The 23,000-nt window shown below is 54.0% G+C and carries 17 protein-coding genes; 6 read left to right on the top strand and 11 right to left on the bottom strand.

The genetic code is table 11. The features are described 5' to 3' along the window. Positions 1–9: 9 nt before the first annotated feature. From F7231_RS16725 to F7231_RS16700, 6 genes are all read right to left on the bottom strand, one after another. Positions 10–1,509 (bottom strand): c-type cytochrome domain-containing protein, encoded by a 1,500-nt coding sequence (locus tag F7231_RS16725; protein ID WP_166692776.1) that lies wholly within the window; start codon positions 1,507–1,509, stop codon positions 10–12. 11 nt (positions 1,510–1,520) lie between these two features. Further along, positions 1,521–2,561, bottom strand: a complete 1,041-nt coding sequence (locus F7231_RS16720; protein WP_166692775.1) for a 6-bladed beta-propeller — start codon at positions 2,559–2,561, stop codon at positions 1,521–1,523. A 90-nt stretch (positions 2,562–2,651) separates the two neighbouring features. Then, positions 2,652–4,238 (bottom strand): N-acyl-D-amino-acid deacylase family protein, encoded by a 1,587-nt coding sequence (locus tag F7231_RS16715; protein ID WP_166692774.1) that lies wholly within the window; start codon positions 4,236–4,238, stop codon positions 2,652–2,654. Positions 4,239–4,564: 326 nt separating this feature from the next. Next, the gene (locus F7231_RS16710) at positions 4,565–6,070 is read right to left on the bottom strand and encodes a DUF1501 domain-containing protein (RefSeq protein WP_166692773.1); all 1,506 of its coding nucleotides are present in this window, start codon (positions 6,068–6,070) and stop codon (positions 4,565–4,567) included. Positions 6,071–6,159: 89 nt separating this feature from the next. Then, complete coding sequence (locus F7231_RS16705; protein WP_166692772.1) at positions 6,160–6,579, bottom strand: endonuclease domain-containing protein; 420 nt, start codon at positions 6,577–6,579, stop codon at positions 6,160–6,162. A gap of 203 nt (positions 6,580–6,782) precedes the next feature. Beyond that, on the bottom strand, positions 6,783–9,554 hold the full coding sequence (locus tag F7231_RS16700; RefSeq protein ID WP_166692771.1) for a DUF1553 domain-containing protein: 2,772 nt from the start codon (positions 9,552–9,554) through the stop codon (positions 6,783–6,785). A 210-nt stretch (positions 9,555–9,764) separates the two neighbouring features. Between F7231_RS16700 and F7231_RS16695 the strand changes: the two genes are divergently transcribed. The 5 genes from F7231_RS16695 (at position 9,765) to F7231_RS16675 (ending at position 14,801) form a co-directional block, all read left to right on the top strand. After that, a complete protein-coding gene (locus F7231_RS16695) occupies positions 9,765–11,405 on the top strand; it encodes a M28 family peptidase (protein WP_166692770.1) in 1,641 nt (546 codons plus the stop codon). Between the two features lie 164 nt (positions 11,406–11,569). Further along, positions 11,570–12,019, top strand: coding sequence for a GatB/YqeY domain-containing protein (locus tag F7231_RS16690; protein WP_085411658.1), 450 nt, complete (start codon positions 11,570–11,572; stop codon positions 12,017–12,019). Positions 12,020–12,101: 82 nt separating this feature from the next. Next, entirely contained in the window at positions 12,102–12,635 is a 534-nt protein-coding gene (locus F7231_RS16685) for a CvpA family protein (RefSeq protein WP_198172183.1), read from the top strand. Continuing rightward, the gene (gene rlmN / locus F7231_RS16680) at positions 12,632–13,702 is read left to right on the top strand and encodes a dual-specificity RNA methyltransferase RlmN (protein WP_166692769.1); all 1,071 of its coding nucleotides are present in this window, start codon (positions 12,632–12,634) and stop codon (positions 13,700–13,702) included. Before F7231_RS16685 ends, rlmN begins: the two co-directional genes overlap by 4 nt. A gap of 190 nt (positions 13,703–13,892) precedes the next feature. Next, positions 13,893–14,801 carry a manganese catalase family protein gene (locus F7231_RS16675; protein ID WP_085411656.1) on the top strand — a complete coding sequence of 303 codons (909 nt, stop codon included), beginning with the start codon at positions 13,893–13,895 and terminating at the stop codon, positions 14,799–14,801. Between the two features lie 119 nt (positions 14,802–14,920). Here F7231_RS16675 and F7231_RS16670 read toward each other — a convergent pair whose 3' ends face one another. The 3 genes from F7231_RS16670 to F7231_RS16660 form a co-directional block, all read right to left on the bottom strand. Continuing rightward, positions 14,921–15,163, bottom strand: a complete 243-nt coding sequence (locus F7231_RS16670) for a hypothetical protein (protein ID WP_166692768.1) — start codon at positions 15,161–15,163, stop codon at positions 14,921–14,923. Positions 15,164–15,247: 84 nt separating this feature from the next. Further along, positions 15,248–15,760 carry a GNAT family N-acetyltransferase gene (locus tag F7231_RS16665; protein ID WP_085411654.1) on the bottom strand — a complete coding sequence of 171 codons (513 nt, stop codon included), beginning with the start codon at positions 15,758–15,760 and terminating at the stop codon, positions 15,248–15,250. 90 nt (positions 15,761–15,850) lie between these two features. Then, complete coding sequence (locus tag F7231_RS16660) at positions 15,851–16,627, bottom strand: hypothetical protein (protein WP_166692767.1); 777 nt, start codon at positions 16,625–16,627, stop codon at positions 15,851–15,853. A gap of 152 nt (positions 16,628–16,779) precedes the next feature. Here F7231_RS16660 and F7231_RS16655 point away from each other — a divergent pair, with 152 nt between their 5' ends. Beyond that, complete coding sequence (locus F7231_RS16655; RefSeq protein ID WP_166692766.1) at positions 16,780–17,541, top strand: SDR family NAD(P)-dependent oxidoreductase; 762 nt, start codon at positions 16,780–16,782, stop codon at positions 17,539–17,541. Positions 17,542–17,620: 79 nt separating this feature from the next. Here the strand turns inward: F7231_RS16655 and F7231_RS16650 are convergent, their stop codons facing one another. Then, entirely contained in the window at positions 17,621–19,195 is a 1,575-nt protein-coding gene (locus tag F7231_RS16650) for a DEAD/DEAH box helicase (protein ID WP_166692765.1), read from the bottom strand. A 236-nt stretch (positions 19,196–19,431) separates the two neighbouring features. Then, positions 19,432–22,953: a DEAD/DEAH box helicase gene (locus tag F7231_RS16645; RefSeq protein ID WP_085411650.1), complete on the bottom strand. Its 3,522-nt coding sequence runs from the start codon at positions 22,951–22,953 to the stop codon at positions 19,432–19,434. Between the last annotated feature and the right edge of the window lie 47 nt (positions 22,954–23,000).

Genomic DNA, 23,000 nt, shown 5'->3' with positions numbered 1-23,000 from the left:
GCGATTGAATTACCTCACAACCGCTACGCCGCCCTCGCTCATGCCGCCTACGACTTCTACATTGGGTAGTGCTTTCTTCAAGGCGGTGATGCCCGATTCGGTCACTTTGGTTTGCCAGATATATACGCTACGCAGGGCTTTCAGTTCGGCTAAGCTGATGAGGCCAGCATCGGTCATGGCGGTGCCGTACAGGTTCAGGTATTCCAGGTACGTTAAGCTGGTGAGTTTTTGCAGTCCCACATCGGTAATCCGGGTACGTTCGAGGTGGAGTTTTTGCAGGTTTTTCAGTTTGGCAATGGAGGCGATAGCCGCGTCAGTAATTTGGGTGTCACCCAGTTTCAGCCACACAATCTGCTCAGCTAGTTTGACCAGCAATGTTGCCTGCGCGTCGCTGAATGTGCGTACGTTGACCGCACTAATCTCCAGTTGGTTATTCTCTCTTGACAAGGGCAGCACCAGCAAGCCCGTCTTTTTCAATTCATCAATCACCTTCGGATCAGCCGCAGGTACGTTCATCGTCAGCACGGGCGAAAGGGGGGCGGGGCCTGCTGGTTTCGCATCGGCAAGCCTAGTGCCCGAATTGCCAACGGCACCACCGGCAGCCTGACCCAGCGATGCCAGCGCCGGCTTTACTGTTTCCGTTACCGTCAGATCAGCCACTTTTTTGTCGAACGACGCGCCCTGATCGATCCACCAGGTGAGCAGGGTAATTTGCTGTTCGGTTAAGGGCGTTTTTCCTTTGGGGGGCATATGGTGTTCATCGTCCTCATCGAGCAGGCAGCGCTTGATCATCTCACTGTCGGCTCCCTTTCCGGCTACAAAGACGGGGCCGTTCTCCCCCCCTTTCCCGAGTTGGTCAGGTGCGTCCATACGCAGATCGCCTTTCGATTTTTCGGCATTATGACACTGCACACAACGCGTCTGCAAGATCGGGTTCACAATCTGCTCGTACACCAGCGCCTGATTGACATCGGTGATGGGTTTGGCTTTAAACGCAACCGAAGCGGCACGTGGAGGCAAGCCTGCCAGCGTACGGAATGGCTCAGGCGTGTACTGGGTGAGGTAGTCGGAGCCGTGGGTAAGCGCACCACCATGATGCCCTGCCACCAGGATCGCCACCAACGACAACCCCAACGCAGGCATATAGAGCACACTGCCGAACGAGAGGCGCTTGAGCAGGACATCGCTTGTAGCAGCCCAGGCAATCCAGGCAAACACGGCCACGCCGATCCCCTGCCACATATGTTCGTCGAGAATCTCCCTATCGTAGCCCCCACCCAGCGAGAGCATATAGCCAAACGCACAAGCCAGCGTAGCACTGACCGCCGACCCGAACAGGATTGTCGACATAGTGCCGTTGCTGAACTGTAGTTTACCCAGCCGCCGCCCCAGTTCAAGAATACCGGCAATCAGTAAAAACCCAATCGGCAAATGCACGATCAGCGGGTGAAACCGGCCGAAGAATAGTACCCAATCGGAGGAATGAGTCTGAAGAAAAAGTGGCGTCATTGGTAACTCGCCTATACGCGTTCTAACTTAATTGGGTACGTTTTGCGGGAGGCCCACTGTGCTACATAGAGGTTTTCGTCGGCGTCGACCAGCACGTCGTGGGGGTGCATGAAGGTCATGAACGAGCGGTCTTTGCGTTGTTCCTGTAGTTGCCCGTTCAGGTACGTTGGAACCGAACCACCAGGCGTCGATACGACTTTATCGTTCTTGTCGAGGATCTGAACGTACCCGGAATCGGGGTAGCTGTCGGAGGTACTTCGAAAGACGGCGGCATAGAGCATATCCCCCTTGATCACCGGCCGGCAAACGTAGGAGCCGGGCAAAGCAATGGTGCTGATATACTTACCGTCCAGCGAAAACCGCTTCAGGCAGTTGTGCCGCCGGTCAGTAATCAGCAATGTTGGTTTTGCGGCGTTGCGCGTATCGACGACGATACCGTGGCAGCAGTCGAACTGCTCGTTGGCACCGCCCGCTCCGCCAAAGTACCGGATGAGCTTACCCGTCCGGTCGAACTGGGTGATGTAGTTCGAGCCGTAGCCATCAGCAATGTAGATATCGCCGTTGGCCGGGTTAATAGCTGTTTCGGTAGGTTTGAACTGGCCTGGATAGGCATACACCCCCGTTTCGTGCGGGTAATCGATCTTCATCAGTTCCTTGCTGGCAAGGTCAGTTTTGATCACCTGATGCCGGTCGGTATCGCAGATGAGTAGGTATTGGTCCGTGCCTTCGGTGCCAATCGAGAGGCCATGCCCGCCGGGGTACGTGGTTCCCCACGAGCTCAGCAGCTTACCCGACCGATCGTAGATCAGCACGTTGTTTTTGGTTTCGTTACCCAGCATAAAGATGCGGCCTTTGGCGTCCTGCACCATTTCGTGGCAATCATTGACGGGGTTCTGCCCGGCGTCGAGTACGCCCCAGTTTGGCACCACCCGGTATTTGTTCGAGCCATGCCCCACCAGCACGGCTTCTTCCCTCCGACTGGTAAATGCCGGTGCCGTCAGTGCCGCCGACGCAAGGGCGGTATGTTTCAAAAAGGTACGTCTCGATTGCATAATAGTGGTTTAGGAAAGTCTGACTGTCAATTTGATATAAAAGGGGTATGCTCCCATATTTTCCCTATCGACCCGTTACCTGCAGGTCAATTACTTACGGTAGCCGCTTCCCAGCAAAATCTGGCCGGGGCGCTTCCCGGTATGCTTGCCGTTTTCTATCACCGGCACGCCATTGACGAGGACATAACTGAGACCGGTTGCATAGGCATGAGGCGCTTCGTATGTAGCCTGGTCACTAACCGTGTTTTCGTCGAAAATAACCAGGTCAGCGGCATAGCCGGTACGAATCAGTCCCCGATCGGCAAAGCGAAACCGTTGGGCAGGCAATGAGGTCATGCGGCGAATGGCTTCTTCGAGCGGAATGACCTTCAACTCCCGCACATACCGCCCCAGCACCCGCGTGTTGGTGCCATAGGCACGTGGATGCGGCATATTCCGACCAAAGCTGGCCACGCCGGCGTCGGAGGCGATCATGGTATTAGGGTAGCGCATGATAGTGGCAACATCGTCTTCCGACATCGTGTGGTACACCATCTGAATGCGCTTCATCTGAGCCTGTTCAAGCAGCGCCATTACCAGTTCTGACTCTGAGGCCGCATCCGTTTTTAGCTTACGCAATACCGCAATCTGATGAATGCTCTTTCCGTTGTAAGTCGTGTCGGCTTCAAAGCGCGACACCACCGCATAGTCGTAATTTTTGCGGTCATTTTTTTTAAGCGATGCAACCATTTCATCCCGGATTTTTCGGCGGGTAGCCGGGTCACGAAACCTGCCCATCGTTATTGAATCGCCATCGGCCAGCGCCCACGACGGCACGATACTTTGGAGCGACGTGCTCGATGCCGTATACGGATACTGGTCGACCGTTACGTCGATACCTTCCTTATTACGAGCCGCCTCGACCAGTGAAACGGTTTCGGTGCTTTTCCCCCAAAGTGGCTTGCTGGCTACCTTAAAGTGAGAGATCTGAACGGGAATACCCGCCTCGCGCCCGATCTGAATGGCCTCCTGAATGGCGGTTTGTACATCCTGCCCCTCGTTCCGAATGTGTGATGCATAGATGCCGCCATATTTTGCCGCCATTTTGGCCAAATTAACGATTTCGGGTGTGCGGGCGTACGTACCTGGCGTGTAAATCAGCCCCGTTGACAACCCAACAGCTCCGTCTTTCATGGCCTGTTCAACCAGAGCTTCCATGTCGGTCTGCTCGCGGGCGGTAGGTTCTCGGAAAGCAGCTTTCATTACCTTCAACCGTACCGAGTTGTGCCCTACCAACGAGGCCAGATTTGGCGCAAATCCTTTTAGCCGAAGTGTATCAAACATTTGCCGCAGACTAGTGCTCGAGCCGCCACAGTTTCCGGTGACCATTGTGGTGACCCCATCGTATGTAAAGTTCTCGGCACCCGGCCGACTTTCGAGGTCACCCTCAACATGCGTATGCACATCGATAAACCCCGGTGCAATAATCTGCCGCCGGGCATCGATCACCTGCCTGCCCTCGCTGGCTGGGATGGTACCAATTTTAGCGATACGTCCGTTATGAATAGCCACGTCGGCGTAATACCAGGGGTTGCCTGTACCATCAACGACCCGTCCATGCTGGATCACCAAATCATAAGTCTGGGCAGATGCAGCGGTTGACAGTAAGGTGATTAAACCAAGCAACGGTATTTTCATATAGGTGAAGCAGTCAGAAACCTCGAGAAACTACGGAAGCGATGTAAACGGCCAGTGCAACCAGGTAAGCAGGCGGCAACAGGGTAATCAGAAAAACGTTGCGTTGAAAGAAGCCCCGTTGCTGTGAATCTGTGGCGTAATACGCCATGTAAGCTACTCCGAACAGCGCAACCAGAAGCAAAGACACAGCAAGCAGAGGCTATACAGACGGCATTCGATTTCGGACCAGGAGGGTCACTACCGTGAGTAAGACCTCTACCAGAAGGAGGAGTCCGGCGGTTCGCAGGGGGTGATTTAACAAATGAGTTTTCATCATTTGGAAGGTCCTATGCCAGCACGCCCTTCACCACTTTTCCGGCAACGTCGGTGAGGCGGAATGGGCGTCCCTGAAAATTGTAGGTCAGTTTGGTATGATCGAAGCCCATCTGGTGCAGGATCGTGGCCTGCAGGTCGTGAACATGTACTTTGTCTTTCACGGCATAATAGCCAATCGGGTCAGTTTCGCCATAGGTAAAGCCTCGTTTCACACCGCCGCCCGCCATGAAGACGGTAAAGGCGTCGAGGTGGTGATCACGACCGTGGAAAGCCTGCGTTTGTCCGTCGCGGTTCTCCTGCATGGGCGTACGGCCAAATTCGCCACCCCACACAATCAGCGTATCATCGAGCATGCCGCGCTGCTTCAGGTCATTGATCAGCGCCGTCACCGCTTTGTCAGACTCTTTACATTTATCCTGTAACCCACTATCAACCGAGGTGTCTTTACTGGTGCCGTGCGTATCCCACCCCCAGTCGAAGAGCTGGATAAAGCGAACGCCCCGTTCGGCCAGGCGGCGGGCCAGCAGGCAGTTACGGGCAAAAGAGCCCTGGTCGGGGTTGACGCCATACGCATCGAGGATGTATTGCGGTTCGCCGCTAATGGCCATGGCATCGGGCACCGACGCCTGCATCTTGAACGCCATCTCGTACTGCGAAATCCGGGTCAGAATTTCCGGGTCCTTGGCTTCCTGGTATTCCTGCTCGTTGATCTGATTAATTGCCTCGATGGTCTGCTTCCTGATATCGCGCGACATGCCGGTGGGGTCCGACACGTACAGCACGGGGTCGCCATCGGTCCGGCATTGCACGCCCTGATACACCGTCGGCAGGAAACCGCTACCCCAGATCGACTTGCCCGCGTCGGGCTGTTTGCCGCCCGATGCCAGCACGATGAAACCGGGCAGGTTATCGTTCTCTGAACCCAGTCCGTAGGTCACCCAAGAGCCCATGCTCGGCCGGCCAAGCCGCGCTGACCCGGTGTGCATGAGCAGTTGGGCCGGAGCGTGATTGAACTGGTCGGTATGCATGGATTTGATGAACGTCAGCTCGTCGGCTACAGTCTGCAAATGCGGCATGTAGTCGCTGATCCACGCGCCCGACTGCCCATGCTGCCTGAAGTTGGCCGTTGAGCCCAGCATCTTCGGCACGCCCCGAATAAACGCGAACTTCTTCCCCGTCAGCAATTCCTGCGGACAGTCTTTGCCATTGTATTTCTGCAGTTCAGGCTTGTAATCGAACAGCTCCAACTGACTCGGTGAGCCGGCCATGTGAATGTAAATGACCCGTTTCGCTTTCGGCGCAAACTGCGACAGGCGCGGATCCATGGAAGCCGCCATCGCTTCGGAGCCCGCTGGCGTAGCACCAGCGGTTTTGTCGGCTCCTCCAAACGGATTGCAGCCGCCTATGAACGAGCTAAGCGCCATAGCCCCCAGCCCCGTTGAACAGGTTTGCAGAAAATGCCGCCGCGTTTCGCGACGAAGGGCGGCTTGCTGAAGTTCTTTGGCTAGGTTTTGCATGATTACCATCGATTACCCTCACCCCCGGCCCCTCTCCCACGTTGGGAGAGGGGGGAGCGCTGCTGTTTATTTGTGGTACTTCGTAGGGCTTACGACCTACTTGCATTAGTCTTGTCAACTCCTGTCTGCCGATATAAAAGTGGCAATTTGAGATTAAGGTGTTCAGCTATTTGTTCAAGCACATACGGTAACCGTCGCTCGACATCATCGTTTCGGAATCGCATCATCGATAAGCCTAAGTCACAGATAACTGCTTCCCGCTCACGGTCATACGCCTGTGCCTCCGATGAGTCATGAACCGAGCCATCTAACTCAACCACCAAAGCAGCTTCGGCACAGTAAAAATCAACGACATAACCGCCAATACTATGCCGCCGCCGAGCCTTCATTCCGTTCAGTTGTCGATTACGCAACTCGTTCCAAAGTAGTACTTCCGCTAGCGTTTGTCGCTGCCGCAATTCACGACGAAGCTCCTTGACACTGGTTCGGTTGAATAAGTCGTTGCTCATTTGTAATGGTTTTACCCTCACCCTCAGCCCCTCTCCCGTAGGGGGAGAGGGGAGCAATGCGCTGCTGATTAGCGAAGCTATTGTATTTTTTTTCTAACCGCCTCATATTGAGTAAGAAGAAAGAAGTAACGCTGCCAGTTAACGAAGCTACTGTAAAGTGTACTCCCCTCTCCCGTAGGGGGAGAGGGGCCGGGGGTGAGGGCTCACTCCTTCACAATCACTTCATCCAGATTCATCATCGTATTCGCCACCACCATCAACGCGGCTCGCTTTGGCAACGTACCTGCGTTCGCTACAGCATCCTGCCCCAGCAACGTACCTGCTTCGGTGGGGTGTTGGGCGTAATAGGCTTCTGTATCGTGGTACAGTTTGGTTAGAACAGCCTGTTTTTTCGGGGATAACCCGTGGAACGTCAGGCGGCGGAAACCGGCCTGGATCTGCTGACCGGGCGATGAGCCGCGCCGCAGCATGTACTCGGACAGGCGCTGGGCAGCTTCCACGTAGACCGGGTCGTTGAGCGTCACCAGCGCCTGTAAGGGCGTGTTGGTCCGTAGACGGCGAATCTGACAGAATTCGCGGCTGGGGCTGTCGAACGTAATCATCGACGGGTAAGGCGCCGTGCGTTTCCAGTACGTGTACAGAGCACGACGGTACTGCTCACCGTCTTTCCCCTCTATCCACTTCGCCCCATCGTAGGGCGACTGCCAGATACCGTCGGGTTGCGGCGGCATCACACTGGGGCCATACATTTTGCTGTTCAGTAACCCACTCACGGCCAGCGCCTGATCACGTACCTGCTCGGCCGACAAACGTACCCGGGGCCCATGCGCCAGATAGCGGTTGTAGGGATCGGCAGCCAGCATGGTGGGTGTGGCTGTCGACTGTTGGCGGTAGGTGCTCGACAGAACCATGCGTTTTAGCAGCTTCTTCATGCTCCACTGATCGTCGGTGGCAAAGGTGACGGCCAGCCAGTCGAGTAGTTCGCGGTGGGTGGGCTGAATACCCTGTGTGCCCATGTCTTCGATGGTTTCCACGATGCCTGTGCCGAAAAGCTGCTCCCAGAACCGGTTTACGGCCACGCGGGCGGTTAGCGGATGGTCGGGTCGGGTCATCCACTGCGCCAGGCCGAAGCGGTTGCGGGGCAGTGTTTGCTCATCGGTATCCATCGGCGGCAACGTACCCGGCACGTCGGGGCGCACTTCAGCGCCGGGCGACAGCCAGCTTCCACGCACGAACACGTGGGTTTTGCGAGCCAGTTCACCCGTACCGTCGAGCATGATCGGCGTTTGGTCGGGGTTTTTATTGAGCAGGCTCAGCAGAGTCGTTTCGGCCTGTGGGGCAAGTGGCGGCTGAAATGACACCCATTTCAGCATCACCCATTCCGTTGGCTTGGTCGGGCTGGTCAGCGAGAAATAAACGGCGTGCTTGCCCGATACAGCGGGTAACGTGATAGCCTGAACGGAATCGCTCCAGGCACCGCCTGTATTCGGAACGGGTACGGTGGTCAGCACGCGACCCGCGGGCCTGTCGAGCCGAAAGGTCATCTGCGCATCGGGAGCCGACGTACCCCAGGCCACGTAAAGGCGGGTACGTCCCGTCAAGGTCATCGGCTTGATGCGGGCCGACCCGTTGTGCTGCACGCCGAAAAATTTGGCATCGAGCAGCGACGCATTCACGTATTGGTCAAAATCGTGCGAATTGATCTTCGGCTCCACTGTCCGGGCCATCATCTCGACTCGACGTACCTCGGCATCGGCTTCGTTCGGGTTGCGCACTGCCCTACGAACGAACTGCTTTAGCTGTATCAACTGCGTTGAATCGTCGCCTTTGTAAAAACGTAGTGTGGGCGTTTCGGTGGTCACATCCTCGTCGCGGGCGTTGTTGAAGAACGCCATGTACTTGTAGTAATCCTCGTGCCGAAAGGGGTCATACGGGTGGCTGTGGCACTGCACACAGGCAAAGGTGGTGCCCTGAAACACATCCCAGGTGGTGTTGACCCGATCAATGACCGCCGCTACCCGAAACTCTTCATCCTGCGTACCGCCCTCGTCGTTGTTCATCGTGTTGCGGTGAAAACCCGTTGCAATCAGTTGCTCGTCGGTAGCCTGGGGCAGCAGATCGCCGGCCAATTGCTCGGTCAGAAACTGGTTGTAGGGTTTATCGGCATTGAAGGCTTTAATGAGATAATCGCGGTAACGCCAGATCGTACGGGCAGGGTCGCGTTCGTAGCCTTTCGTATCGGCATACCGCGCCAGATCAAGCCACATACCGGCCCATTTTTCACCAAAAGCAGGCGAGGCTAGCAGCCGGTCTACCTGTCGGACATAGGCTTCAGGCGACGAGTCAGCCATAAACGTGGCCACATCTGCTTCGGTGGGGGGCAGGCCCGTTAGGTCGAGGCTCAGGCGGCTCAGCAGCGTGGCTTTGTCGGCAATGGGCGACGGAGTCAATCCCTTTTCGCGCAGTGTCGAAAGCACGAAATGATCTACTTCGTTTGTGGCCCAATTTGTTTCGGCATGTGAACTCAGCCCCATCCGGCTCCAGATGGTGCCAATGCTGGGTACGTCGGGTTTTTCGGGTGTCTGGAATGCCCAGTGATCGCCCCATTCGGCCCCCTGATCGATCCACTTTTTGAGTAGCTCAATCTCGTCGGGTTTGAGGGGAGGGGCATCCAGCGGCATGCGCTCGTCGGGGTCGGTCAGGCTCAGGCGCCGAATCAGTTCACTGCCGTCGGCATCGCCGGGAATGATAGCGGGATGGCCTGATTTGGCGGGAGCAAACGCTTCCTGCTTGAACAACAGCGAGAAGTCAGATGCCTTTTTAACGCCCCCGTGGCAGGCGATGCAGTTCTTGTTGAGAATGGGCTTAATCTGCGTATTGAAGTCGACCGAGTCCTCAAATGGCTGCCAAAACGCAAACGACACGATGACCGCCATTGCTCCTACCGCGCCAACTAGTAATCCGTTCGTTCTCATAGTAGTAGAAAGACACGGGAGGCTTCTACATACCATTCCGCACCGTCGGTATTACTTCGCGAGCTATATGGCAGCGCAAACCGCCTGCCTGACATTTCGGCCATAAAATTTACAAAAAATACCTTACCTCACTTCAGATACCATCCACAGCCGCTCAATCGTTTATCTTTGGAATTGCAATACACGCGTTCATCACCTTACGTATACTTTATGCATTCACTTCGCGCTGGTCGGCTGACCGGCCTTCTTATGCTGACCGGCCAGTTTGTGCTGGCTCAGGCCCCAACGGCATCTGGCCCCACATCGGCGGCGGCTGTCACTTACGCCCAGACCGTTACGGCGGCTGACCTCGAAAAGAACCTGCGTATTCTGGCCGCCGACGATATGGAAGGCCGCGAAACCGGCACGCGGGGCCAGAAAAAAGCCGCTGCCTTTATTGCCAGCCAATTCGCTTCCTATGGGCTAAAACCCGTAGCGAAACAGGCCGACGGCACCATGGGCTTTTTGCAGCCGTTTACTCTCTACAAAAAGAACTGGGGCGACCTGTATGTCAAAGCGGGTGGTAAGCAGTTTACGTACCTGACCGATTTTCTGCTTAACGGTCTGTTCTCGGTGCCCACCGAAACCAACTACGAAACGGTTTTCGTGAACTATGGCATCGTCGACGATAAGTTTGACGACTATGTGAACCTCGACGTGAAAGGCAAAGCCGTGGTGATGCTCGACGGCGAACCAAAGGCCGCTGACGGAACATCGGCAGTCAACAATAGCAAAGAAGGCTCGAAGTGGGGCAAGCCCGAAAGTATGCGGGCCAAAGTGACGATCGCTAAAGACAAAGGTGCCGCTCAGATCTTTGTGATCTCAACAGCCGACGCCGCCGGATTCAAGCAACTACTCCGTGAGCGTGGTGCCCTGCAACAGCGTTTCAACCGCCTGTCGCTAAAGGCAGGTACCGAAAACACGGGGAGCGTAGGTACGTTCATGGTATCGACCGATATGGGTGCCGCTCTGCTGGGGCAAACGCCCGACAAATTCCGGAAAGCGCTGGATCAGATGGCCAAAATGGGCACAAGCACGATCGGCAAGCTGGCGGGTAAAATAGCGCTGAAAGGTGAGCGCAAAGACGAAAACGTACAAACCGAAAACGTAGCGGGTTATCTGGAAGGCACCGACAAGAAAGACGAAGTACTCGTTGTGTCGGGCCACTACGATCACATCGGCATCAGCCCCGACGGACAGATTAACAACGGAGCCAACGACGATGGCTCGGGTACGGTATCGGTAATGGAACTGGCTCAGGGTTTCGCTAAAGCCAAAGCTGAAGGAAAAGGTCCACGTCGCTCAATCCTATTCCTGACCGTGGTAGGCGAAGAGAAAGGCCTGCTGGGTTCTGAATACTACGCCGATTACGGCCCGATCTTCCCACTCGAAAACACTGTCGCCGATCTCAACATCGACATGGTAGGCCGGGTTGATGACCTGCACAAAGACAAATCGCCTAAGGATAACTACATCTACGTGATTGGTTCAGACAAGCTGTCGAGCGATCTGCACAAGATCAGCGAAGAGCAGAACAACGCCAACACGAAGATGGATCTGGATTACAAATACAACGATCCGAACGATCCTGAGCGCATCTATTACCGCTCGGATCACTACAACTTCGCCAAGCACAAAATACCCATCATCTTCTACTTCAACGGCCTCCACGCCGACTACCACCGGCCAACCGACGATGTAGAGAAGATCGACTTCAAGCTGGCTGAAAAAACGGCTCGTCTGGTATTCTTCACCGCCTGGGAAATCGCTAACCGCGAAGACCGGCTGAAAGTAGACAGCAATAAAAAGTAAACCGAAGCGGTTTCTGATAGACGGGGAATTGGTGGCAGCATCAGTTCCCCGTTTTGTTTTAACGGCCCGGATGCAAACGCTGCCTTTCGCAGGGCCTTACAGGTTTCACAAAAGCGTACCTTTGCCCGTTCATTTAGTCGCAATCAATCATTCACAAGTATATCATGTCGCTGAAACAACAAATCGACGCTGACGTTAAAGAGGCTATGAAGGCCAGAGATCAGGACCGCCTCCGGGCACTACGGGCCGTGAAGTCAATGATCTTACTGGAAGAAACTAAAGAAGGAGCCACTGGTGGTGACCTGAAGCCAGAAGAAGAAATCAAGCTGTTATCAAAAGCAGTAAAACAGCGAAAAGACTCGGCAGACATTTACCGACAGCAGGGCCGGGCCGACTTGCTGGCTACTGAAGAAGCTGAAATCGCGATCATTGAAAAGTACTTGCCCAAGCAACTGTCGGAAGAGGAACTGCGGGCACAGGTGCAGGCCGTCATTGCTCAGGTGGGCGCCACCGGCCCCGGCGATCTGGGCAAAGTAATGGGTGCAGCCAACAAAGCCCTGGCAGGTCAGGCCGATGGCAAATCGATCGCCGCCATGGTGAAAAGCCTATTGTAAATTAAAGGGTGAACGAGTGGCTCCGCTACAAACGAATCTTGACGAAGCAGGGCGACTTATTCACTCTTCCACTCTCTACACTATGGCTACCCTAGATATTCTTATTCTGATTCCGCTGCTTTGGGGAGCGTATAACGGGTACCGGAAAGGGTTGCTGGTCGAGATTGTAGCGATCATCGCGTTTGTAGTAGCCCTCATTGTGGGGTTCAAGTTTTTGCAGTTCGGCATCGATCTGCTGGCTCCGTACATCAGCCGCGAACTGGCCCGAAAATTTCTGCCGTGGCTGGGCTTCTCCGTCATTTTCTTCCCTGTTGTATTCATGATCAACCGCATGGGTTTCGCCCTGCGCCGGTCACTCCGATACACGTTGCTGGGTACGTTCGACAGCCTGGCCGGAGCAGCGGTTGGTATATTCACCTGGATTTTTGGAATTAGTGTGATTCTCTGGCTGTTCAGCTTTATGAACGTCCGAATGCCACCCAATCAGACCCGCGACAGTTTCATGTATCCGTTGCTGCGCCCCGTTGCGCCAAAGGTGATGAACGTGGCTACGGTCTGGATGCCCAAAGGTCTGGAAGCAGGGAGACGTTTTAAGAGCGAACGATTAAAAGAGTGAAACAGGATATTCGAAAATATAGCCCGGCTCAACTAACCGACTGGTTCAAGGCTAACGGTGAGCAGGCATTCAGGGCCAAACAGGTGCATGAGTGGCTGTGGAAGAAATCGGCGCGGTCGTTTACCGAGATGAGTAACCTCGGCTTGGCCCTGCGCGAAAAGCTCGACACCCATTTTGCCATCAACTCGCTATCGGTCGCTACCGAGCAGCGCAGCAACGACGGCACCATCAAGTCGTCGTTCAAGCTGTATGATGGCAATCTGGTTGAAGGCGTGCTCATTCCTGCCCTGCGTACCGATGACCAGGACCGAATGACGGCCTGCGTATCGAGTCAGGTGGGGTGCTCGCTGACTTGCAAGTTTTGCGCTACGGGCTATATGGAACGGAAACGGAACCTAGACGCTGCCGAAATCTACGATCAGGTAGTAGCGATTGACCGGCAGGCGAAAACCACGTTCAACGCCCCCCTGACTAATATTGTGTATATGGGCATGGGTGAGCCGCTGCTGAACTACAAAAACGTGATCGAGTCGGTTGACCGGATTACCTCGCCAGACGGGCTGGGCATGTCGCCCAAACGCCTGACGATCTCAACGGCGGGTATTGCCAAAATGATCAAGCAACTGGGCGACGATCAGGTGAAGACGAATCTGGCGCTGTCGCTGCATGCGGCTAACGATTTGAAACGCGATCAGATTATGCCGATCAATGAAAGTAATTCGCTGAACAACCTGGCCGACGCGCTTCAGTATTTCTATCGGAAAACCGGTACGCGGGTCACGTTTGAATACATTGTCTTCTATAATTTCAACGACACGCTGCAAGACGCCAAAGAACTCTATGAGTTCACAAAGCGCGTTCCGGCCAAGATTAATATCATCGAATACAACCCTATTGCCGAGGCAAACTTCAAGAATACCGATTCGCAAACGCTCGACAAGTTTGCCGGTTTTCTCGACAGCCGGGGTATCACGGTCAATATCCGGCGTAGCCGGGGTAAAGACATCGACGCCGCCTGCGGTCAACTGGCAGGTAAAGAAAAGGCAAAAGATGAAGCTACGTTATAGGCCCCTTACCGGCTACCGGTGCATATGGCCCTAAGCCTCTTCTAAACTGTTCATAAAGATAGCTCCTAGTTAGACTACGGGGCTTTTTTTAGGCCTCACCCATATTATCTACTATTTCTGTAGATTTTATATAACAATGATAGTGTATACCGGTTAGGCAGGTAGTAGTACCAACAAACCCCTATACGTTATGATCCTGAAAATGGACCGGCTGCCGATTGAGCTGCCAACACCAACCAATCCCTCGGCTAATGATGCGGCCGCCGTACAGGAATTACTGGGCGGTAAGTTCGGCGAAATGTCGACGCTGATGAACTACACCTATCAGTCGTTCAACTTTAGAGGTCGGAAAAAGCTACGACCTTTCTACGATCTTATTTGCAGCATTGCCGGTGAAGAGTATGGGCATATCGAAGTGGTTTCGTACACGATTAATCTGTTGCTGACAGGCGTATCCAAGCGCGGCATCGACCCAACCATTGCGCCACTCGCCGATGGTGTCAACGCCCGGAACACGTATCACTTCAATAGCAGTGGTCAAACAGCTCTGCCTATGGATTCGATGGGCAAATTCTGGTCGGGCGATAACGTGTTCAGTAGTGGTAACCTGAAGCTCGACTTGCTTCACAACTTCTTTCTGGAATGTGGGGCCCGCGCTGGCAAGATGCGTACCTACGAAATGGTCTCTGACCCAACCGCCCGCGAAATGGTGGGTTATTTGTTGGTTCGTGGCGGTCTGCACGTAGTTGCTTACGCCAAGGCGCTGGAGTTACTAACTGGTGTAGAGGTCACCAAGCTGCTGCCGATTCCAGACCTGAGCAACGATAAGTTTCCGGAGGCGAAGAAGCATATGGAGAATAAGTTGCACCTAAAACTGTATACGTTTAGCCAGGAAGATTATACGCAAGTAGGGCAAATCTGGCACGGGAATCACCCGGAAGATGGGCAGCCACTCGAAGTAATTCAAGGTGCAATTCCAGGCCACCCAGTACCAGACCTCGACGAAGAGCCGCAGCTCAACGCGCCCGGTTCCGACGAGTACGCCTATGATCCACAAATGTTTGCGGACATGGCCAAGAAAATGGGCATTAAACCATAAAATGGTGATCTCCGTAGCGTGGCAATGCGCTACAGGACAATTCAACAAAAAAGCGGCCTGTTGATGAAACAGGCCGCTTTTTTGCGTGTCAGCAGCTGTAAATACAGCGCACTATTTATTTATTTGATCGAATCCTTACGAGCTTCCTGAGCAGCATCGCGGTATTCTTTGTTAGCCGAATCAAGTTCCATTTTCTCGTCACGCATCTCGCTGGTATCACCTTCAGCGCGAGCTTCGTTCAGATCTTCACGGGCATCTTGCACCTCTTCAGCTTTGTTTTCCTTTTTTGAGTCACAAGCAACAAACATGGTTGCTGCCATAAAAGCCATGGCTAAGCCGAGTACATACTGTTTGGTTTTCATAAATTGGTTTTTTGTAAAACGAACTACCCTAACCAACCAATAGGTATAGTACGCAGTTGAAAAACCTGAGCCAACGGCCCTTGCTCAGTACGTAACAGGCAGGCGCTTTTCGTAACACAAAAATCGGAGCGATGGCCGAAAATCAAGGCCAATCTCACCGGCATATACGTACCCAAGCACGGGGAAAAGCTGCTGTGTTACCTTATTCTGTGTGTTTGTGTCAATCCGCAGTACGGAAATACCGCGCTCCCTGGCCACCTCATCAGCCTGCGCTAACAGCGCTTTGGCTACTCCCTTTCCCCGAAAAGCCGGGTCAACCGCCAGGCGGTGGGTTACGATGGCTGGCTCGGTAATATCCCAGCCAACATCGGCATAGGTTGGCTCCTGATCAGTCGTAATGGCTGATACGCCCGCCAGCTGACCGTCAATTTCGGCCACCCAAAGTTGCTGTTTCGTAATATCATCACTAAAGACAGCGGCATTTGGGTACGTATCGTCCCACTGAAAATTGCCTGCCTCCTGCATCAGCGGAATAATACGTCGCAGCAGTGCGAGCAAGGCTGGCAGGTCATGTAGAGTAGCTAATCGAATAGACATTGACTTACAATTGACGAATTACACAGTATTGCGGCTAAAAGTAACGGATGCAGCGATGATACCGTGTAATTCGTCAACTGTGTAGTTCAGTCAGTCCAGCCCTGGCCGTTGAAAGCGGCGGGCATTAGGGAATAAAGCTTCCATCTGCCGGGTAAGTTGGCTCAGTAGCGACAGCACCTCCAGCAGGTTATCGGTTGTGTCGGGGAAATAGCTCATGACCGTTTGCCAGGCTGCCAGCGACCGATCAATGCTAACAAGAACAAGTTTGGCTTTCCCGTTGTAGTAAGACAGCAGGTATTCGTCGTTGGTCTGCTCGTCTATTGCCCGGAGTGCGGCTTTTGTTTTTACCGGAATCAGCGTGCGGTACCAGCGAATCTGTTCATACGCATCTCGCAAGTCAGTCAGTTTGTCCATGGCCTCGTCTTCAGTCCGAATGCCCAGTTGCACTTCTTTCAACTCCTGTTTACCGGCCTGCTCAAGCAGCCCTTTTTCGGTTAGCAGCCATGAGCCCGTCTGCTTCAGATAGGCAGTAGCCAGCGTAGCAGCGTGATGGTCTTTCGTCTGCTGGCGACGACTCAGGGCGGCTTCCTCCAGGGTCAACTGCTCGTCTGGCGAGAGTGTAGCAACCTGAAGTGTAGATGTGCTCTTATTCAACTTGTCAATGTACTGCTTCGTAAGGTTAAGCGCTTCGGTTAACTGTTCAACTAAAGAGGCGTTGGGGTCGGGGTCGGTCAGACCACTTTCCTGTTGAAGCTGGTAACTACGGCAGCGGTTTGTGAGAGTGCAGCGCTCGCACCAGGAGTCGCAGTAATTGTAGATGCCGGGAATCAATTCCGGGCGTGTTGTAGGCTCAGAGTTGGCAATCATCTCGAAAATAGGTTTGTGTTACGGTAGTGTTAATCTACCGTAAATATAGACAGTTGTTCAGCGTAGAGGTTTATCTTATACCAATATAATTTAGTCTTAATTTTAGCAGGAAAAGTACCTGCTTATAAATCCAGTACATAAAACGTACCAACATGTCATCATTTGAAAAACAAGTTGTTCTTATAACTGGCGCAGGCTCAGGTATTGGTCGGGCTACTGCATTAGCATTTGCCCAGGCAGGTGGCCAGCTGGTGGTTTCTGATGTTAATGAGGCGGGCGGTCAGCAAACGGTCGATATGATTCGGCAGGCAGGAGGCGAAGCCGCTTATATAACCTGCAACGTGGCTGATCCAGAACAGCAGAGTGCAGCCGTAAGCTTTGCCGTAGGTACGTTCGGAAAGCTCGATGTAGCCGTTAATAATGCAGGAATTGGAGGTCGGTTTGCCCGGCTGATCGATCAGTCAATAGCCGATTGGGAGCATATGATGGCCGTAAATTTAGGCGGTGTTTTTTACGGAATGCAGGCCCAGATTCGCCAAATGCTCCACCAGCCATCGGGGGGGCGGATCGTCAATGTATCGAGCATTGCGGGGGTGAAGGGAATGCCCATGGGAGCTCCCTATAGCGCTGCCAAACACGGCGTTATTGGGCTCACGAAAACAGCCGCGCTGGAATACGTAAAAAAGAGTATTCGGGTTAATGCCATTTGCCCGGTATATACTCATTCGGCAATGGTACAGGAGTTGATGGATACCAGCCCGGAAATGGAAGAGCGGATGCGCCGCGTCATTCCGATAGGGCGTTTTGGTCAGCCCGAAGAGATTGCCCAGGCTATACTATGGCTCTGCTCCCCTGAAAACGATTTCTGTACCGGTCAGGCCATTCAACTGGACGGCGGCATGACGGCGGGATAAAAGCAGTTCGGGGTTTATAATTTATCGGTTGATAAGCAAAGCAACATCAACCGATAAACTACAAACCCCAACCTATTTTTTAATAGCGTTTCTTCCGATCGCCGTTGTTGCCAGACTCGCGCGGCTTATCAAAGCGGTCGGGCGACGTAGACAATGATGCTGTCCACGGTTTCCAGCGGGCGTCTTCGGCGCTGTTTGAGTTGCTTTGTGTATTCCGGTTATCGCGGCGTGGGTTCCGATTACCACCAGCAGGGCGATTTTCTGGCCGTGGACTGTTGGTTCGGTTCGGCGTAGCCGGTTGACCAGCCGGACGGGCAGGTTGCTCAGCGCGAGGTGCATCCGAACGGGGCTGACCCTGTGCCGGACGCGCTCCGTCTCTGCGGCCATCGTTGCCACGTCCCTGTGATTGTCCGTTACGACCGCCACCATTCTGGCCACCTTCACGTGGGCCACGTCCACCGCGCCCTTGCTTAGGCTCTGGTTTTGGTGGTTTCGCCCATTCAATCGGGTCGAGGTTATCTGACTTGTACGGATTATCCTGTGCCACCGGAACGGTTTTTCCGATCAACTTCTGAATATCTTTCAGGTACGCCCGCTCATCGGTTTCGCAGAACGAAATAGCAATGCCACTAGCGCCGGCACGACCTGTACGACCAATCCGGTGTACATAGCTCTCCGGAATATTTGGCAGTTCGTAGTTGAATACGTGCGACAGGCTATCAATATCGATGCCACGTGCTGCAATATCAGTAGCTACCAATACGCGGGTGGTGTGGTCTTTAAAGTTGCTCAACGCACGCTGACGGGCATTTTGCGCTTTGTTGCCGTGAATTGCTTCGGTTTTTACACCATGCTTGTTCAGGAACTCGGCCACCTTATCGGCTCCGTGTTTGGTACGGCTGAATACCAGCGCCGAAGCAATAGTTTTATCCTCCAGCAGGTGAAGCAACAGGCTACGCTTGTCGTCTTTCTCCACCATGTAAACCACCTGCGCTACCGTATCGGCCGTCGACGAAGCGGGCGTAACCTCCACCTTGGCGGGATTCGTCAGGATCGTGTCAGCCAGCTTTACAATTTCGGGGGGCATAGTAGCCGAGAAAAACAGCGATTGCCGTTGGGCCGGCAACTGCGCCAGTACCTTCCGAACGTCATGGATGAAACCCATGTCGAGCATGCGGTCTGCTTCATCTAGCACGAAAAACTCGATACTTTTCAGGTTCACAAATCCCTGGTTCATCAGGTCGAGCAGGCGGCCCGGCGTGGCGGTCAGGATGTCGATACCGTTGCGAAGGGCGTCTGTCTGCGATTTCTGACCAACACCACCGAAAATAACGGCGTGGCGAAGGTCCAGGTGGCGACCATACGCAGCAAGGCTCTCATCGATCTGGATGGCGAGTTCGCGCGTTGGCGTAAGAATCAGGGCTTTGATCTTGTTCGACCACTGACCTGACTGCTTTTTTGTATAAAGCCGTTGAAGGGTCGGAATCGAAAAGGCGGCGGTTTTTCCGGTGCCTGTCTGGGCGCATCCGAGCAGGTCGCGGCCTGCATTTACTAACGGGATGGCTTGTTCCTGAATCGGGGTTGGGGTAGTGTATCCTTCTTCGGCGAGGGCCTCAAGGATAGGCGAAATAATCGCTAATTCGTTGAAATTCATTAAGTTGGGGTGATGCTGAAAAGGAGGCCGCAAAAGCCATGCCTAAACCCCACCACAGAGTGTATAACCCCTTTACTACGAAGGGAGTAAGCCGTTTAGTTCCATTGGCCGCTTTACGCCCTGAATCAACCCCAGCCACACCAACTGGTGTTTCATCGCGTGATGACCTATCAACGCTCTTTCGTGCACAGGTACGTTCCTGACAAACCAACTAACGTACCTGTGCACGAAAAAGCCTATCCCAAGCTAACCAGCTCTTTCAAATCCTCGTCACTGAGGTCGCCGAGCCAGGTTTCGCCTGTTTTTACGCTGAGGTCGGCCAGTTCTTTCTTCGAGCGGATCATGGCGTCGATCTTTTCTTCCAGCGTACCCTGATTCATGAGGCGGTACACCAGTACGTTTTTGGTCTGGCCAATCCGGAAGGCCCGGTCGGTGGCCTGATTCTCAACGGCGGGGTTCCACCACAAATCGAAGTGCACTACATGGTTGGCCTGAGTGAGGTTAAGGCCCGTTCCGCCCGCTTTCAGCGAAAGAATGAACGTATGGTCTGACCGGTTTTTCTGAAACTGCTCCACCATCTCGTCGCGGTCGGCGCGCGACGTACCCCCGTGCAGGAAGAGCGGCTCCTGACCGAATGCCTGCTGAATGAACTGCTGTAGCAACTCGCCCATTTCGCGGTACTGTGTGAAAATCAGCACCTTTTCGTGGCTGGCGTAGATCGTCTCCAGCAGGTTGAGCAACAACGTCACCTTGCCCGACAGCGCCGGGTTCTGGTTCCCTTTTTTCAGGTACTGATGCGGGTGATTACCAATCTGTTTCAGGGCGGTCATCAGCTTTAGAACCAATCCGCGACGGGCCATACCGTCTTTTTCTTCAATAGCCCGCATACTCTCGGCCACCACACTTTGGTAAAGCGCCGCCTGTTCGGGCGTGAGGGCGCAAAACTGGTTATTCTCGATCTTGTCGGGCAGGTCGCTGATAATGCTCTTGTCGGTCTTGACACGGCGGAGCAAAAACGGACTAGTCACGCGGCGGAACAGATCAAGTTTATGCTGGTCGCGCTCTTGCTGAATAGGCTTGCCAAACTCTTCGTTGAACTTGCTGGCCCCGCCCAGGTAGCCTTTGTTCACAAAGTCCATGATGCTCCAGAATTCCGACAGCCGGTTCTCTACCGGCGTACCACTCAACGCAATACGTACCTGACTCTTCAGCGTTTTCACCGCCTTTGTCTGCTCGGTATCGTTGTTTTTGATGTTCTGTGCCTCATCAATGATCAGCACCGACCAGGTCGTTTTCCGGAGCGTCTCCAGGTCAGAGCGCACTACGCCATAGGTTGTCAGAATCAAATCATTCGCGGCAGCGGCTTTCCCCTCGGGCATCTTACGGTTGGGACCGTGGTACACGTGCGCTTTCAGATCAGGAGCGAATTTAGCAATCTCTTTCTGCCAGTTGGTTAGTAGCGTAGTGGGCAGCACAACCAGCCCTTTCTGTTTTGCGAAACGCCCCTCCTGTTTGAATTTCAGTAGGACCGAAATAACCTGAAGCGTTTTACCAAGGCCCATGTCGTCGGCCAGCAGGCTACCCATACCCAGGGTTGTGTTCTTCAGCAGCCAGTCGTAGCCACGCTGCTGATACGGGCGTAACTGTGCGTGCAGACGGTCGGGCAAGGGCTGGGTTTCGGCGTCGGTAAACTGGCGTAGAATAGCCTGTACGTCGGCGCTGATACCAATGCGATTGCCTTGGTACTCTTCAGCCATAGCGGCACGTAGCAAATCGGTACCAGTCAGTTCGGCCGGGCGGGTCAGTTGCTTTTGCAGGCGGCCCAGATCAGTAGGGTCAATCAGCACGTACTGATCTTTGATCTTCACCAGGCCCGTCCGGTTATTCACCAGCGATTCAAACTCCTTGTAATCCACCATCTGATCGCCAATCGCTACCTGCCAGTCGAACGTCAGCATCTCGTCGAGCTTCATGAACGCGTTACCAGCCGTGGCTTTTTTGGCCTTCAACCGGCCACCCACCTGCGGACGTACCCAGTGTTGCAGTGACTTCGGCAGCAGCAGCGAAATGCCCAACAGTTGCATGCGGGGAAGCTTTTCGAGCAAAATTTTCACAAAATCGTCGGGCGCATAACTCAGGTACGACGGGCTGTTCTTCTTCGTCAGCTTGGCCAAATCGGGAAAATGCCGCGACAGCACCAGCAAATCCTGCAAAACCGCCATCCGGATATTCTGGTGCGGCTTCTCGTCCAGAATTTCGGTCAACGGAATCGGCGTCGACAATCCTTCGCCGGCTTCACGGTCACGAATGAGTAAACTAAGCTTGAACACCTCACCAAATTCGGCTTCTTCAATAGCCAGAATCGGCACAAAGCGTTTTTGGGTCAGGAAAAAGTCATTGAGCCAGAGTTGCATGGCCAGCGGTTTTTCGCGCTTGCCGAAGCCTTCCAGCTTCAGGATTTCTTGTCCGAAAAACAGCCGATCGGCGTCTTCGAGCGGCCAGCGCTCCCAAAGCTCAACCGTAGGCTGCTTCACGGGCTGGCGCAGCAGCAGCGAACAGAGCATCAACACGTGTTCGGCTGGCGAGGCCGGCGACATGATATCTTTCTGCCAGCGAATAGTGAGCAGTTCGGGAGGTAGTTGGGTAGCCAGCGCATCGGTAAGGCGGCGAATGGTTTCGTTGAGCGTAGCCGGTAGCCAACGTACCCGGTACTGATTGCCGTCTGTTCCGACGCGCAGAATCTGGGGCACTACGGCTCCCCTCCGCAGCAAAGCCGCCGTAAACTGGCGCGTCAGGTAGAGCGCCCGTACCGAGTCGCTCATGTCGGGCCAATCAGTTTCGGTAAGGTCACCGAGCCAGCCCATCAGATCAGCAATGGCAAAATGGGGCAGTGGCCGCGCTTCGCCATGCTCACTAAAAATATTAATCTTTCTAAGGTCGAGCAGCTCATCGAGCTGTAGTTCAATGCTATCGCTGGGTTCCGGGTGGTTCACCACCACCTTGTCTGTAGCCCCCTTACTGAATAGCTTATACGCTTTGCCGAGGTCTTTGTGGAAATTACTCTTCGTGAATGTCACTTCCGGCTCCAGCAAGCCCAACAACGACTCACTTAACATAGGGATGGTGGCGAAGTCCAGCCCAGTGCGCGCTTCCTCATTGGGTGTCCAGTCTTCGTCGTCTGGCAGGTCGTCGGTGCATAGATCAGGAACGGCCAATACCGTTTCCATACCGCCAGCCCCAAAATTCTCTGTCGAAAGGTCAGCTAACAGGTCAAGGCCCTTGAGCAGAAAGACCAGGAATGGGTTCTGATCAATCTCATTGGCAATGAGGTAGATAACAGCCGCCAAATGCTTGCAGGGCATAGCATAGTCGGGGCATGAGCAACCAGCCTGCAATTCGGTAAACGAACGCGGGAACAACCGGATACCCCGGCTGTCGGCAAATTGAATAAGGTCAGGGGGTAATTGCCGGTTCAGCAGTTGCGCCAGCAAACTGGGGTTCTGCCGAATCTCGGCCAGCAGCGCGTCTTTTTCAGCTTTTTCAAAAAGCCGAACCGTCAGTTTTGTTTTATAGGGTCGGGGTTTGCTGCCCTGCACCTGCGCACTGATCTGGTTCGTTTCAATCTTCAGGGCCCTGACGGCCCCTTTATTGGCGTATGTTTTACCCCGTGGCAACCGGTTTCCTTCGTCAATACTGGTTAATGCCTGAAGCCATTGCTGACCCCACCAGGTTTTACCATACGTTATTCGTTCGGCCATGTGTTACCATTCTTGGTGTTTTGCGGCTGCAAAAGTAATCACTTCTC

Origin of the sequence: Fibrivirga algicola, from assembly GCF_011742925.1 — a bacterium.
GTDB lineage: Bacteria > Bacteroidota > Bacteroidia > Cytophagales > Spirosomataceae > Fibrella > Fibrella algicola.
This window is presented reverse-complemented; position numbering and strand designations above follow the sequence as displayed.